This window comes from Algoriphagus sp. A40, from assembly GCF_002002735.1.
Taxonomy (GTDB): domain Bacteria; phylum Bacteroidota; class Bacteroidia; order Cytophagales; family Cyclobacteriaceae; genus Algoriphagus.
Genome location: NZ_MUNY01000090.1, coordinates 1 through 14,895, shown reverse-complemented (window position 1 = coordinate 14,895; position 14,895 = coordinate 1). Strand labels below are relative to the sequence as shown.

Genomic DNA, 14,895 nt, shown 5'->3' with positions numbered 1-14,895 from the left:
ATATAATATTCTGATAAATATTATAAAAACAGAATATCGTAAATTTCAATTTTAGTCGGTAAATTGGGTAGACCCTTCTTTATCACCTCTGTTTTGGTGCACTTTGACCTTTTTGATCTTGCGTGCATCCACGGATAAAACGGTAAATTCGAAATCCTCAAATCGTATTTTTGTCCCGTTTTTGGGAAGTTTTGAGTTCAATTCAAGCAATAGTCCGCCCAAAGATTCACTTTCGCCTTTGACCTCCTCAAAGAGTTGAGCATCCAATTCCAGTTTTTTGCAAAAGTCATTCAAAGAGACTTTTCCTTCAAAGATGAACGTATCATTGTCCAATTCTTGAAAGAAAATATCGTCTGTGTCATCAAATTCGTCATTGATTTCTCCGATAATTTCTTCTATCAAGTCTTCAAGTGTGACAAGTCCAGATGTGCCTCCGTATTCGTCCACGACAATGGCCATGTGAACCCGCATTTTTTGAAAGTCCTTCAATAGTGCATCTACCTTCTTGGTTTCGGGGATGAAAAAGCTTTTCCGGATCAGTTCCTTCCAGGCAAAGTCTTCATCCTTTTCGATAAAAGGCAGAAGATCCTTGATGTATAAAACTCCCAGGATATTGTCAATGGTTTCCTCAAATACCGGAATCCTCGAATAGCCGCTTTTGTTGATTTTGTCCATCAACTCATGAAAATCCATCTCCACATCCAAAGCGGTAATTTCAAGGCGGCTTCGCATGACTTGCTTTACGGACAGTGTTCCAAAATTTACAATCCCTCTCAAAATTTCTCTTTCTTCCTCAGGGGTGTCTTCAGTGGTTAATTCGAGTGCTTGATTGAGTTCGTCCACCGAAAGGGAATAACCTTTTTGTTCCACCCGTTTTTCGATTAGGTGACTAAAAGCCATTAATACCCATGAAATAGGGCGCAGGACCGAGTTGAAAAAAGAAAGAATTGGAGCCAATGAAAGAGCAAAGGGAATTCTTGCCTGATTGGCATATACTTTTGGCACAATTTCCCCGAAAAAAACAATCGCAAAGGTGACACCCACGGTCTGGATCAAAATCACCATAATTCCGGTCGCATTCATACCAAAAAGTGACCAAGACACAAATGTCGTTAAGGTGACTATTCCGATATTGATCAGGTTATTAAGGATAAGAATGGTACTGAGGAGCTTTTTTGGGCTGGATAGTAGCTTGGCGACCAGTCGGCCTCTATCTGGATCCGATTCCTGTAGAGATGCGATTTCTTCATTATTGAGAGAAAAAAATGCCACTTCAGAGCCTGAGGCAAGGGCTGACCCTATCAAAAGGAGGACTAAAATCAATCCATTGATAAAGAAATAACTAAATGAAGGCTCGGTAAGCTGTGCAATCAGGTAGTAACTCGGGTAGGGGTCGTCCATGAAGGAGTAAAAGATGTTTGAGGCAAAAATAAGCAATTCCCCTGAAAATCAACTTCAGGGGAATCTGTAATCAATCAAAACGGCAGATCATCATCGGAATCATCCAAAACCAAATCAGGACCGGAACTTGCCATGCTGGAAGTTGCTTGCGGTTTTGGGTTAGATGCCGGAGTACTCATTGGTGCCTGACCCCCACCCATTCCTTCAGGTTTGCCACCCAGCATGGTAAAGCTTAGTACACGAATTTTGGTCCGGTATCGGTTTTGACCTTGCTCATCCTGCCAGGTGTCGGTTTTGATTTTCCCCTCTACATAGATTTGAGACCCTTTTTTTAGGTATTGTTCGGCAATTTTTGCCTGCCCGTCCCACATTTCCAGATCGTGCCACTCAGTTTGATCTACCCGGTTTCCATTTCTGTCTTTATAAGATTCTGTTGTAGCCAACCTAAGTTTTGCCACAACTTTTTCACCTTCAAGGTATTTCACTTCAGGATCTGCCCCGAGGTTTCCGACTAGTATCACTTTGTTTACTCCTGCCATAATTTTATTTGTTTAGGTTGAAAAATAGGAAAGACTGAAATTAATTAAATCTCCTGATCGTTCAAAAAGTTCACGATTAATTTAGGTTTGGCGAGATAGTCGATTTCACTTTCTGCGACAAGCAAATATCCTTCATTTTCACACCATTGTGACAATTCCGGGTAGTTTTCTCGGGGAATTTCGAGTTCTGAAAAGCTGGCGTTAAGTTTCTGATGTGACAAAATGTGTCGGTATTTTTTTGGAAATAGGCTGGGTGAATTTTCGGAAATCTGGTCAATCGGGACGGGATGATTTTCAGAATTGGGAAAATCATGTAATCCTTCCCAGATATCTCCTGCTGTCCGTTTCTTCCAGACCCAGTGTTCTCCACATCGGATTACATAATAGTGGAGGTTTCTTTCTTTGACTTTGACTTTATTGATTTTTACCGGCAATTCTTTCACGATTCCATTTTGAAAGGCAAAGCAGGTGGAATGGATCGGGCAACTTTCGCAGTCGGGATTTTTCGGAACACATTGTCTGGATCCAAAATCCATCATGGCCTGGTTGAATTCGCCGGGATTATTTCTGGGAATTAACTCGTTTGCCAAGCCTTCAAATTCTTTTTTGCCTTTGCCGGAGGAGATATCCGTCTCAATTCCGAAATACCTTGACAAGACACGGAAGACGTTTCCGTCTACCACAGCTTTGGCTTCACCAAATGCAAAACTCGAAATCGCGGCTGCGGTATAGCTACCCACTCCTTTTAATAATAGGAGTGCTTGGTAATTGTCGGGGAATCTACCCGCTAATTCATTCCAGATGTATTTGGCACAGCTGTGAAGATTTCGGGCCCGGCTGTAATACCCCAACCCCTGCCAGAGTCTAAGGACTTCAGATTCCGGAGCCAAAGCCAAGTCCCTGACGGTCGGATAGGCTTCAGTGAAAGCATAATAATAAGGTAACCCTTGGGCAACACGGGTCTGTTGGAGAATGATTTCGGACAGCCAGATTTTATAAGGATCTGTGGTGCCTCTCCAAGGAAGTTCCCTGGGATTTGCTCGATACCAAGAAATTATATGAGCGGAAAAGGCTTGATAATCAGAAGTTTTAGGATCCATTTGGGTGAAATATCTTGGGCACAAACCAAGGTAATTTTTTCGATATTGTTTTTTAATTGACTTGGTTCTCGTACATTTGCAGTCCCAAAAACACTTGGTTAATAGGTTGTTAAGCTTATTTCGTAATTTCTAAATTAAAAACACTGTGACAAAAGCAGAAGTAATCACCAAGATTTCAGACAAAACAGGAATCCAAAAGGATGATGTTACACAAGCCATTGAGGCGTTCTTCAAAGTAGTGAAGGATTCTATGTCTGATGGAGAAAATATTTATGTAAGAGGTTTCGGTAGCTTCATCAATAAGAAAAGAGCTAAGAAAATTGCACGTAATATCTCCAAAAATACGGCGATCGTGATCGACGAGCACTACATTCCGGCATTTAAACCTTCCAAGGTTTTTGTTGAGAAGATTAAAAACAGCAAAAAAATCAAGCAATTGGCTCCTCAGGACTAAGTCCGAGGCGAATTGACATGAAAAAATCACAGCTCATTCTCATCATTGTAGGAATCTGTACCATCGCCGGGCTTTATGCACTGCCAAAAGTCGTAGTTGACAATGAGGCAGGGACCACCTCAGTGGAGGATCCCAACGCAATGGCAAATTCAACATCGGATGTGACCGAAATGCATGAGAATGAGCTTTCTTCCGAAAACCGCTCCCAAGCTGATGAGTTAAAGGCTACCTTAGCCTCAGCCAGGGAACCTTCTGAAAAAATCGCAGCAGCCAAGTCGCTTGCTTCGATGTATCAGAAAGAAGGAATCTTTGACAGTGCTGCATATTTCCTTGGGGAAGCAGTGGCATTGAATTCATCAGATCTGGCGTTGGTAGAGGAAACAGGCAAGGCCTACTATGAAGCTTTTTCTTTTGCTTTGGATAAGACCAAAGTTGAGGATCTGGCAGATAAGACTAGGACTTACCTAAATCAGGTTTTGGAAAAAGATCCAAGCCGGTTGGATTTGAAAACCAAAGTGGCGATGACTTATGTATCTTCGGCCAACCCTATGCAAGGGATCACGATGATGAGAGAAATTCTCGAGGCGGATCCCCAAAATGAGGACGGGCTGTTTAACATGGGTGTTCTCTCCATGCAGTCAGGCCAGTACAAGCGTGCAGCTGAGCGATTTGAAGAGTTGGTCAAGTACCATCCGGATAATCTTCAGGGACAGTTTTACCTGGCTGTGAGCTATTTCGAATCCAACGAAAAAAACAAAGCGAAAGCACAGTTTGAGGAAGTGAAGAAAATGACCCAGGATCCGATGATTCTGGAGAGTGTTCAGACCTACCTCGACAAGCTATAAATTATTGTTACACACCTTAAATTCTAAAAACTATGCCTTGCGGTAAGAAAAGAAAAAGACATAAGATCGCTACGCACAAGCGTAAGAAGAGACTTAGAAAAAACAGACATAAGAAGAAGTAATTCACTTCTTCTTTTCCTGTTTTAAATAACAACACGTTCATTTACATATTATAAGACGGAATTTTGAGTACGGAATTGTTAATCGATTCTGCTCAAAACGGAAGTCGGATTGCCCTGCTGCAAGATAAGCAACTGGTGGAGCTTCATTCCGAAGGAATGGACAACCAGTTTAAAGTAGGTGACATTTACCTGGGCACGGTCCGCAAGATCGTCAATGGACTCAATGCTGCGTTCATTGACGTCGGTTATGAGAAAGACGCCTTTCTTCATTACCAGGACCTTGGCCCAAATGTCAACTCGATGTTGAAGTTCACCAAAATGGTGCGCAACAACAACTACAACAATTATCTGCTGAAAGGCTTCGAAAACGATCCTGAGATAGACAAAATCGGCAAAATCGAAAAAGTCCTATCCAAGACCAACCAAGTATTGGTACAGGTCGTCAAAGAACCCATTTCAACCAAAGGCCCCCGACTTTCCTGCGAGCTCTCTCTGCCCGGTCGCTACCTCGTGCTGGTACCTTTCTCCGATACAGTCAATGTATCCAAGAAAATTCGAAGCAATGAAGAGCGCAAAAGGCTTCTCAGACTTATCAATTCGATCAAACCCGCCAACTTCGGAGTAATCATCCGAACAGTGGCCGAAGGACAGTCCGTGACGGAACTTGACAAAGACCTTCGTAACCTTCTCGATTCTTGGGAAGGCGGAATGAAAAAATTGCTGAAAGCCAAAAGCCGGGACAAAATCATCGGAGAGATGAGCATGGCCTCCTCACTAATCAGGGACCTGCTCAACGAATCATTCGACGCAATCACCGTAGAAGAAGAGTCAACCTACGATCAGATCAGATCCTACATCAGGTCAATAGCACCTGAAAAAGAAAAAATTGTCAGACTTTACAATGGTAAAGTCAAGCTATTTGAAAGTTTTGGAATCGAAAAGCAAATCAAAAGCTTGTTTGGACAGACGGTAAGCTTGCCTCAGGGCGGCTATGTCATCATAGAACACACCGAAGCACTGCACGTCATTGATGTGAACAGCGGCAACAAGTCCAACCAAGAAAGCGACCAGGAATCTACAGCATTAAAAACCAACATGGTCGCTGCTAAAGAAATTGCCAGACAACTCCGCCTCCGCGATATGGGGGGAATCATCGTTGTAGACTTCATTGATATGAAGAAGGCTGATAATAAAAAAGCCATCTACGAAGTGATGATGCAGGAGATGAAGTCCGACAGGTCCAAGCATACTGTCTTGCCCCTGAGCAAATTTGGGCTCATGCAGATCACCAGACAGCGGGTAAGACCGGAGGTCAATATAGTGACCAAAGAGACTTGCCCCGCTTGCAACGGAACCGGCAAAATTCAGGCTTCGATCCTGATTGCCGACAAGTTAGAGCATGACCTCAATCACATTGCCACCATCCAAAACGTGGCGAAAATACAAATTGGGCTGCATCCCTACCTGCACGCATACTTTACCCAAGGCCTGATTAGCCAAAGGGTCAAGTGGTTTTTCAAGTATTACAAATGGATAAAACTGATCAGAGATTCTTCTCTACCCGTGACGGAATACAGATTCCTTGATGAATCTGGTGAGGAAATCGAACTACAAATAAAAAGCGAGACTGAGTAAGTCTCGCTTTTTTTATGGAACAGGGTTAAGCTGGCCCATCAACAATTCAATTCCAAACCTAAATGAACAATCCCCATCCGTCATCGTATCGCTCCGCTGAATCGAAAGTTTTAATCCAATCCACAAACAACAAGCGAAATTCTTCCACAGCTTCTCGGAGCAGGTTGAGGTGCTCTTCCGCATGTGTTTCTTCCATGGCGAGTTGATAAGTCATGGAGTTGAGATGTCGGGCGTGGACCTTCATAATTGTTGCGTTTTCCATTTTTAGGATATAGGCATCGACCCCATGGGCCCCTGCGAATTTTGCACAGATTATCATGGCATCTTCCATCATCATTCCGCCATAGAGTTCTTTTCGGGCCTCATCCAGGCTTCCGACTAAGGCATGGGTCAGCGATACTATTTCGTTCGCTTTTTGCATTAATGGGTGAGAGTAAATTTGATCCCGTTGTGCTTTGGGGTCAAATTCACTCCCATCTTCCCATTCTTCATTATCGTCAAAATCGTCCCACATAGAAAAGTATAGGTTAAAAAAAGCTGAAAATCTCCCCTGATTAGAAAGGGAGCTTGTCTTCTTCGCTTTCGGAATAGAACGTATCGACCTCCGGCATTGAAGCCGCTCCGGCACTACCATTGGTTCGGTCCACTTTGAATGCTTTCACTTCCGTGTACCATCTGCCATTGTATTCTCGGCTTTCTACATCAATTCCCAAAGTGACTTGCTCACCCACTTTGAGGCCAAATTGGTCAATTTTGTCTCCCCATATTGAAATGCAAACCTTTTTGGGATACTGGCCGCCAGTTTCTATGATATATTCCTGTTTTCTCCAAGAGTTTCCGGTTTTTGAGTTTCCACCCACTTCCGGGAGTTGATTGATTACTTTTCCACTTAAATCCATTGTGATAATTTTTACTTGATCAGATTGCGAAGGTAAGGATTGAGAGGAATTTTTTAGGGTATTGAGGCATGGAAAAGAAATGACTTTTTCTCAAGGTTTAACATTTTTTGGCATAACATTAGCCTTATGCAGATTGGAAGCTGATTTTATAAAACAAAAGTTTGCCAAACGATCTTTTTCCAAACTTCCTTTCGAATTTCATCTGTCTCTTGACAATTAATCAAAAAACACCTTAGATTGAACCTCCTTGATTGGTTTTATCCAAAGGAATTTGAATTTTTAATTCTTTCACACTTAAAAGATACTATGGCTTAGACTTCTACGTTGTTCATAAACCAACTTAAGATGAGTAAGGGAAAAGGTCCTCAGGACAGCGAGTTGATAGCTCAGTATCGAAACGGCAGTGAAGCTGCCTTTGATCTTTTGGTAGACAGATACCAAAGTAAAGTTTTTACCACAATTTACCTGATCGTTAAGGATCAGGATTTAGCAGAGGATTTACTCCAGGACGTTTTTGTAAAGGTCGTCCAGACGATTCATTCCGAAAAGTACAGCGAGGAGGGAAAATTCCAGCCTTGGCTGATGCGTATCGCGCATAATTTGGCCATCGATCATTTCCGAAAAGCCAAGCGATACCCAACAATTCTGATGGAGGACGGTTCAAATCTTTTCAATTCTCTTCAGTTTGCAGAGTCCTCAGTCGAGGATCATCGAGTAAAAGAAGAGACCTTGGAAATGGTCAAAAAGCTGATTGAAGAATTGCCGGAGGCTCAAAAGGAAGTATTGGTCATGCGTCATTATCTGGATATGAGTTTTCAGGATATTGCTGAGCAGACCGGAGTGAGTATAAATACAGCCTTGGGGAGAATGCGGTACGCACTCATCCATCTGAGGAAAAAGATGAAACAACTAAATTTTGCCTATGATAAAACCATTTACCCCAAATGACTTGGTAAGATATATTTACCAGGAAATGCCGGAGGGAGAACAAGAACTCTTGATGCAAGCCTTGCACGGTAACGAATCTCTGATGCAAGAATATGTGGAGATGCTGAGCACGATAGAGCAATTAGACCAGGTTCGCCTGCAGCCTTCGGACAAAATAGTGAAAGCCATCAAAGAAATGGCCCATTCTACGGGACTTCAAAAAGTCTGAGAAAAATCGGTAACCCTGACATTTGTCGGGGTTTTTTGTTTAAAACTCCCCTATAAATTCTTTTGCCTCTTTCAACAATTGAGTGTATGTCTCTGAAGTAAATCCATGCCCTTGGCCGGGAACCAAAGTGAATTGGTGCCTGACATTGGCAACACGCAGTGCATCTTCCAGAATTTGGCTTTGACTGATAGGCACCACATTGTCCAAATCTCCATGGAAAAAAATAGTCGGTACTTCCACCGCATCCACAAAGCGGACAGGACTTAAATCCTGATAAATTGAGGCTGCAGTGCTAGGAGAACCTCCGATTAGTTCGTTTAGGGCAGATGCGGTTAAGTTATTGAATCCGTACAACTCAATGAGGTCAGTAGGAGGAAAAAATGCAATTGCCCCTTTCAGATCCAAGGTGTTATTTTTATAAGCATGCAAAAGTGCCAAATGCCCACCTGCACTTGCTCCTGAAATAATTAAATCGTCTGATATATTCCAGTTTGACAGCTGGCTTTCAATATATTCCAGTGCTGAAATAATATCCTGCTCCTGGTCCTCAATCCCGTTTTTCCCGGTTAAAAAGTCGTAAAGCCTATAGTTCAGGCTTACAAAGGCATAGCCTGGAAATTGCTCCTCCAAGATTGCCTTCACTTGCAAAAACTCGCTTTTGTCCCCATCAATCCAAGCTCCTCCATGGATATAGATTAAAAGAGGAGTATCCTCCCGTGTTCTTTCAGTTGGTAAGAATACATCCATGGTTTGCATGGGATCGGAACCATAGCCTTCATTAAAAATTTCTCTCGCAGGTAAAAAATCAGCATCTGAATCAGTAGAGCAGGATGAAAAAGTAAGAAATAATGAAAAAGCGATCCGTGTGAGTATTTTAAAAATCTGGGATTTCAAGGCTCAAAACCATTTAATTAATGATGCGATCAGTTGTTTGGCCTTGATCCCATAGGGTGGCCTGAGAAGGGTGACGTTGTTGTATCCAACTCTTTGTTTGAGTACTCCCTTTTCATTGCTGAATGCCAAAAAACCATAATGCCCGTGCGATTTGCCTATTCCACTGTTGTTTACTCCTCCGAAAGGCAATTCATTATGTAAAAAATGAAGGACGCAATCGTTTATTACTGCGTTTCCGGAGCTGGTTTCCTTCTGCACCTTTTTTGAAGTGGCAGGATTTTTCCCAAAGTAATAGAGAGCCAAGGGCTTGGGCTTAGAATTGATTAAATCTATGGCTTCTTCCAGGCTTTTATAGGTTACTATAGGAAGAATTGGTCCGAATATTTCCTCCTGGATTACTCCCATTTCCGATGTTATTCCTGAAAGTATTGTTGGTTCAAAAAACAAGTCCGATTCCTCAAAATTTCCACCAAATTCCAACGTGGCCCCTTTTTCAATTGCATCCGTGAGTAGATTTTTTATCCTTGTGAAATGTCTTTTATTGATGATTCTGGCATAGTCCCCGCTGTGGGAAATCCCTTTATAAAATGGGTCATAAAATTTTTGAAGGAAAACTTTCATTTCCATTACTAGCCTCTCTTTGTGGGTTTCCGGAACCAAAATATAGTCCGGGGCAATGCAAGTTTGTCCACAATTGACAAATTTGCCCCAAATGATTTTGCCTGCAGCATCGTTCAGATCAGCAGTGTCGTCAATTAATGCGGGAGACTTTCCTCCCAACTCCAAGGTAACCGAGGTAAGATGTTCGGCAGCTGCTTTCATTACTACCTTTCCTACTTGTGGACTTCCTGTAAAAAAGATATGGTCAAAAGGTAATTTCAGCAGACTTGTTGCCAACTCAACCTCCCCCGTAAATACTGCAACTTCTTTGGGGTCAAACAACTCTTTGATCATCCCTGAAATCAAATTTGAAGTATGGGGAGACATTTCCGAAGGCTTGATGATGGTGGGGCAGCCAGCTGCTAAAGCAGAAACCAAGGGTCCAATTGTAAGGTTAAACGGAAAATTCCATGGAGCTAGAATTAATGCTGTTCCTTTAGGTTCAAAATAAATTTTTGCGTTTGTTCCCAACATAGGCAATGGAGTGGAGACCGATTTTGGTTTCATCCAAGAGCCAAGATTTTTTAATGCGTGATTGATCTCTGATGTCACAGGAAATATTTCACTTAGGTCTACTTCTGCTTCCGGTTTTTTAAAATCCAACCATAGGCATTTTCGGATTTCGAGTTGATGATCCTTAATCCAAGTCCTAAGATTTTTGAGTCTGGCAGACCGCTCTTCCGCAGTCGATTGGCGCCATTGAATAGCTGTTTGCAGTTGGTTAGAGAATAGTTCTTGGATTTCTGTAAGCTCAGGAAGCGTGTTGACTTGACTTTGCATTTGTTTCGGGAAAAATCATGCTTCCAAGATAGTGCTTATAACAAACTTTTTCCCCCTCATTGGGAAATAGGAATTGTACCGAAAATTTCTGGGCATTGGAAAAGTTTCAATCTAACCAAAAGTCAGATTATGATAGTTAAGAAATGAAAATCTGAAATTGTATTTTTTTTAAAACCCTGTGGCTTAAGCTGTTTGATAATTTGTTTTTCTAGAAAAGCAATCAAAATAACTGGTTGTATCAGGATATCAATGGTTTATGATACAAAAAATGCATTACAAAAATTTTTTTCTAAAAAAAGCTTGTATATGAAATACAAAAAAATGTATTTTTATGACAAAATAATGGAATTGTAAATTTTTCACGATGAAGAAACGCAATTTCATTTGGATTTTTCCATAGTACAAAACCTTGAAAAATGGAATACCTCAATAAATTTCTCCGCCTGAAGCACCATCTAGTTTTGATGCTTGCCATTCTTTTCCTAAGCAGTTTTGCTTCATTTGATGCAGAGGCTCAGCGAATTATAGAGTTAAAATCTTATTTGGAGTCTCAAAAATTTAGCTCCTCAGATCCATTTATGGATTTATTATATGGGAGCAATGGGATAATTGAGATTAGGGATGGCCAGTTGATTTTGCCAAAGGCCCCTTCTCCGAAAAATATAATTCTTAGCGGTTCTGCTGTCTCAATTCTGACAGAAGAAACTCCGGAGTTTGCCAGTGTTGAATTTATCCAAATCAAATTGGGAGATGGAGTTAGCAGCTTCTCCTTAGACTTTGGAGTTCTACCAAGTCTGAGTGCTTTGAAATACATTTTGGTGACAAGCACTGAGCCAATATCTGCATCCCAGATTTCTCAAATGTTGACTGGATTCGAGCAGACTGAAATTTTGATTTTTTACCAAATCTCCCGCCCAGGTTAATTAGAAAACTCCGAATCAATATGGATAAGTTATACTCAATTTTTAAGTCAACCATTTTTGCATTTTTTGCAATGGTGGTTTTCGTATTTGTGGGATTTGTTAGCCCATCAAATGCTCAAAACGCAAACGTAAAGACCTTTAATAAGCGAGTGGGTACTCCTCAACCGCCAGAAGGAGTTTTTAACGTGCGTGGTGATTTTGCTATAATCGGAAACACCAACCTGACCCTTCAAAACTATACCACGACAGGATCCAATACCAATAATCCGATGATTTACGTGGATTTGGATGGAGTAGACGAGACACTTAACTCCTCTAAATCAACACTGGTATTTTCTCAGGAAAACGGAGCGGATCCCAATTGCTCCAATATCCTGTATGCAGGCCTGTATTGGTCTGGGAAATCAAGAATTGGAGACAGTTATACTTTCTCGGTGGAAAACCCGGATATTTTGGAATCTCAACCAGTATCAGATGTCTCCCAAACTGCAACAAACGGACAGGCGATTAACTACTCAAATTATACCCTTGAAGTAGAGAGGGTAGAAGTATCCAGTTCAAACCGATATCCCCGGTACACGCTGAGTGGAGGGGGGAGTACCTATGAATTTGAATATACCAATGCTGCTTCAAACAGAGTTCGATATAGAATTAACGGCGGCTCCTGGCAAACACCAGCTAACCAAACTCACAACGTCTCCGGTGGAATCAAAACAGCCACCTTTGATCCCGTGGTGATCACTGTAGGCTCGATGACGTACTCAGTCAACAGGCTGCGAGGAAATTCTTCTACCAACGGCAACTCAAGTTCTTATAGCAATACAAATAATGACCTTAGGCTTACAGCCAACGGGACGTTTGATAGTCCTGTCTCGCAGTTGCTTGACAAGCGAAAAATCAAAATTAAAGGGCCAAATGCCTTAGAATATACAGAATATTCAGCAACTGATGCCAATATCCTCTATCCTACAAGTCAATATGACGATATTTATGTAGGTTACCGTGACATCACCCAGTATGTGAAGGATCAGGGCTTGGGAGAATATACCGTAGCCGATCTGGCTCTGCGTGAAGGTACAGATGCCACCTCTGGTCTTTTTGGTCAGTGGGCGATTGTGGTGGTTTATGAAAACTCCAAGTTGCCCTGGAGAGACATTACGATCTTTGACGGATACTCCCACATCAGAACGCCAGACAACAATGGAGATGAACAGTCAGGCATCATCCCCATTACAGGATTCCAAGCGGCCCCAACCGGTGCGATCAATGTGAAGCTGGGCATTATGGCAGCAGAAGGTGATATTGCCTACGATGATTTTCTGCAAATAGAGCAGGGAGTCAATACCGATACTTGGCAGAGTTTAGCTCATCCATTGACCACTACGGGCAACTTTTTAAACTCTTCTATCTATACCCCTGTTTTAGATGCCTCCAATGTTTTAGTGGATAATCCCAGGACTCCGAATTTGGTGAATAACACTGGGATTGATATTGCAATGTGGAATATCGATAACAATGGGAATAGTATAATCGGCAACAATCAGACTTCCACCCGCTTTAAGTATGGGACAAATCTGGATATCTATGCCCTGTATTTCTTTGCTTTTGCAGTAGACGCCTATGTGCCGGATATCGAAGGGCTTAATCAGATTCAGACCATTAATGGCATTGATGTAAGTGGAAACCCCAGCCCAACTGTTGAGCCGGGTCAGGAATTGACCTACAAGTTGGACATTAGAAACAGAGGAACTGAAGCTGTGACCAATGGAGAGATTGTAGTGCCTATGCCATACACGGCCTCTTTTGTATCCAGTTCTGTAGAAATCAACTATAGCCCAACCAATTCGGTTGCTCCGGTTTTTGATCCAACTCGAGGATCCACGGGATCAATAGTTTGGAACATAGGCGATATTCCAACCTCGGATGACCCGGAGGACATATTGGCAACACTGACCTATACCATAAAAGCCACAGAGGATTGTTTTGTGTTGGCACAGGCGAGTTGTGACGCATTCATTTCTGTAAATGGTTCGGTAAGTGGAAGTGGAGTGACCTCAAACAGGGATTTTCAGGGAGTTAGCTTTATCCAGGGATATTTGGAGGGCGATGTTTGTCAAGGAGAACCTGTCAGAGATCCATTGGTCATTCCGATTACAGGTGCAGCAGAATGGGTGGCGGCTAATTGCGAGAGCGAAGACATATTCTTGAACTTTGAATTCTGTAACGTTGCAGAATCTGGAATTCCTGTAAATCAAATCAGGGGCTCTTTTCCAGTCGGAACCCTGTTCTATAATAGTTCAAATCCTCAGACTGCGGTTGAATACAACGACAACAATCCATTTCCTCGTTCTGGTGGCACTTTTTATGCGATCCCACCCAATTCATCCTCTTGTACTTTCACATTCAATATTGAGGTAAGCATAGTAACTACCAATCCTGTAATTCCTGCCGAGGAAAATCTAACCTTCTGTCAGGGAGCCACAGTACCTAATCTTAACACCCTTGTATTACCAACCGACGAAGAATATACGGTTTACTTCTATACTCAAGCGACTGGCGGGACAGCAACGACAACCCTTGTGCCATCCACTGCTGTTGCTGGTATTAAAGAGTACTGGGTTGCACAAGGCCCCTCTGCTCAATGTATTGGTCCAAGAGTGAAAATTACAGTGACGATAAATGCGCTGCCAGACTTCACAGTAATAAATTCTGAAGCAGAATGCGATGCTGGCACCGTTGATATCACAGTCTTGCATACTGATGTTGAGGGAGCTTCATTTACTTATTGGTCTGATCAGGGCGCGACGCAACAGTTGGAGAACCCATCAGCGATTGGAGCCTCTGGAGTCTATTACATCAAAGCAACTTTAGGAGAGTGTACTGTAATCAAACCGGTTACTGTTGGCTTTGTTGATGCACCAAATGCGGGGATTGACGGCCAGCTGACAATTTGTGAAGGTTCTGTTGTGACTGAGGCGATGCTATTTGCAGCCCTTGACAACGATCCAGAACCAAGTGGAACTTGGACTCAAAATGGGAATGTCTACACCTATACTGTAGAGGGCGGCGATTCTTGTCCCGATGACACTGCTGTCGTGACAGTAAACTTTGTTCCTGCGCCTGACGCAGGAACTGACGGAACCCTGACAGTTTGCGAAGGAACCGAGATCACCAACGAACTGCTGTTTGCAGCCTTGGGCGGAACCCCTGACACCAACGGAACCTGGAGCAATGTGGGCAACGTCTACACCTATACTGTAGCAGCCACTGCACCATGCACCGAGGAAGCAACATCCACTATCACTGTAACCATCCAGGAAGGCCCTGAAGCAGGAACTGACGGAACCCTGACAGTTTGCGAAGGCACCGAGATCACCAACGAACTGCTGTTTGCAGCTTTGGGCGGAACCCCGGACACCAACGGAACCTGGAGCAATGTGGGCAATGTCTACACCTATACTGTAGCAGCCACTGCACCATGCACCGA

The 14,895-nt window shown here is 42.6% G+C and carries 14 protein-coding genes; 7 read left to right on the top strand and 7 right to left on the bottom strand.

The features are described 5' to 3' along the window. Positions 1-51: 51 nt before the first annotated feature. From gldE to mutY, 3 genes are all read right to left on the bottom strand, one after another. Positions 52-1,401, bottom strand: coding sequence for a gliding motility-associated protein GldE (gldE, locus tag B0E43_RS22610; RefSeq protein ID WP_077353689.1), 1,350 nt, complete (start codon positions 1,399-1,401; stop codon positions 52-54). Positions 1,402-1,475: 74 nt separating this feature from the next. Next, positions 1,476-1,940 (bottom strand): single-stranded DNA-binding protein, encoded by a 465-nt coding sequence (locus B0E43_RS22605; RefSeq protein ID WP_077353688.1) that lies wholly within the window; start codon positions 1,938-1,940, stop codon positions 1,476-1,478. Between the two features lie 44 nt (positions 1,941-1,984). Beyond that, entirely contained in the window at positions 1,985-3,040 is a 1,056-nt protein-coding gene (mutY, locus tag B0E43_RS22600) for an A/G-specific adenine glycosylase (RefSeq protein ID WP_077353687.1), read from the bottom strand. Between the two features lie 145 nt (positions 3,041-3,185). Here mutY and B0E43_RS22595 point away from each other — a divergent pair, with 145 nt between their 5' ends. The 3 genes from B0E43_RS22595 (at position 3,186) to B0E43_RS22585 (ending at position 6,096) form a co-directional block, all read left to right on the top strand. Beyond that, positions 3,186-3,494 (top strand): HU family DNA-binding protein, encoded by a 309-nt coding sequence (locus tag B0E43_RS22595; protein WP_026969549.1) that lies wholly within the window; start codon positions 3,186-3,188, stop codon positions 3,492-3,494. 17 nt (positions 3,495-3,511) lie between these two features. Further along, the gene (locus B0E43_RS22590; protein WP_077353686.1) at positions 3,512-4,339 is read left to right on the top strand and encodes a lipopolysaccharide assembly protein LapB; all 828 of its coding nucleotides are present in this window, start codon (positions 3,512-3,514) and stop codon (positions 4,337-4,339) included. A 185-nt stretch (positions 4,340-4,524) separates the two neighbouring features. Further along, positions 4,525-6,096, top strand: a complete 1,572-nt coding sequence (locus B0E43_RS22585) for an Rne/Rng family ribonuclease (RefSeq protein WP_077353685.1) — start codon at positions 4,525-4,527, stop codon at positions 6,094-6,096. Between the two features lie 58 nt (positions 6,097-6,154). On the opposite strand, the gene B0E43_RS22580 is transcribed toward B0E43_RS22585, so the two are convergent. Then, entirely contained in the window at positions 6,155-6,610 is a 456-nt protein-coding gene (locus B0E43_RS22580) for a hypothetical protein (protein WP_077353684.1), read from the bottom strand. A gap of 40 nt (positions 6,611-6,650) precedes the next feature. Beyond that, positions 6,651-6,995 (bottom strand): DUF3127 domain-containing protein, encoded by a 345-nt coding sequence (locus tag B0E43_RS22575; RefSeq protein ID WP_077353683.1) that lies wholly within the window; start codon positions 6,993-6,995, stop codon positions 6,651-6,653. A 345-nt stretch (positions 6,996-7,340) separates the two neighbouring features. Between B0E43_RS22575 and B0E43_RS22570 the strand changes: the two genes are divergently transcribed. Both B0E43_RS22570 and B0E43_RS22565 read left to right on the top strand, forming a co-directional pair. Next, on the top strand, positions 7,341-7,943 hold the full coding sequence (locus B0E43_RS22570) for an RNA polymerase sigma factor (protein ID WP_077353682.1): 603 nt from the start codon (positions 7,341-7,343) through the stop codon (positions 7,941-7,943). Then, a complete protein-coding gene (locus tag B0E43_RS22565) occupies positions 7,918-8,151 on the top strand; it encodes a hypothetical protein (RefSeq protein WP_077353681.1) in 234 nt (77 codons plus the stop codon). Before B0E43_RS22570 ends, B0E43_RS22565 begins: the two co-directional genes overlap by 26 nt. Positions 8,152-8,190: 39 nt before the next feature. On the opposite strand, the gene B0E43_RS22560 is transcribed toward B0E43_RS22565, so the two are convergent. After that, positions 8,191-9,045, bottom strand: a complete 855-nt coding sequence (locus tag B0E43_RS22560; RefSeq protein ID WP_077353680.1) for a prolyl oligopeptidase family serine peptidase — start codon at positions 9,043-9,045, stop codon at positions 8,191-8,193. 3 nt (positions 9,046-9,048) lie between these two features. Beyond that, on the bottom strand, positions 9,049-10,485 hold the full coding sequence (locus B0E43_RS22555; RefSeq protein ID WP_077353679.1) for an aldehyde dehydrogenase family protein: 1,437 nt from the start codon (positions 10,483-10,485) through the stop codon (positions 9,049-9,051). A 416-nt stretch (positions 10,486-10,901) separates the two neighbouring features. Between B0E43_RS22555 and B0E43_RS22550 the strand changes: the two genes are divergently transcribed. Then, on the top strand, positions 10,902-11,408 hold the full coding sequence (locus B0E43_RS22550) for a hypothetical protein (protein ID WP_077353678.1): 507 nt from the start codon (positions 10,902-10,904) through the stop codon (positions 11,406-11,408). A gap of 20 nt (positions 11,409-11,428) precedes the next feature. Next, the coding region (locus B0E43_RS22545) for a hypothetical protein (protein WP_139352856.1) at positions 11,429-14,895 on the top strand (3,467 nt) is incomplete at its 3' end.